Source organism: Rhizobium sp. 18055 (assembly GCF_902706285.1).
Taxonomy (GTDB): domain Bacteria; phylum Pseudomonadota; class Alphaproteobacteria; order Rhizobiales; family Rhizobiaceae; genus Rhizobium.
Window position 1 is genome coordinate 1 of record NZ_CACSKD010000281.1, and the last position, 442, is coordinate 442.

The 442-nt window shown below is 71.7% G+C and carries 1 protein-coding gene; it reads left to right on the plus strand.

Annotation, left to right across the window (positions count from 1 at the left end; all coding sequences use genetic code 11):
• The coding region (locus tag GVL52_RS29115) for a hypothetical protein (protein ID WP_200848005.1) at positions 1 to 442 on the plus strand (442 nt) is incomplete at both ends.

Sequence of the window (442 nt, forward strand, 5' to 3'; positions counted from 1 at the left end):
CCCCCGCACAGCGCCCAGCCTCCTGGGCCTCTGGACCTTCACCTCGATCGGCTCCGAAGGCGTGCGCACCGACGCCGTGCAGCTGAGCGGCTTCCAGCCGGCCACCCGCAGCGGCAACGGCCTGGCCGTCAGCAGCGACGGGCTCTTCGGGTGCGAGCACCAGGTGTCCGGCGAGCTGGCCGGCACGGTGCTGTGCGTGCGGGTCACGAGCGGCGGCTCGCTGCTGCGCGCCTATGCGATGAACTACAGCGTGAACGATGGCGAAGGCTACTCGCTGGGTGCCTCCAGCAGCACCCAGCAGCTCATGGTGGTGCGCCGCGTGGCGACGCTCCAGGGCGACGGCACGGGCATCGTCTACAAAGCCGCCGAAGAGACCGCGACGCCGCCTTCGCCCCTGCTGCAGCAGGCCCTGCGCGACCAGATCGAGGCCGTGGCCCGCGAA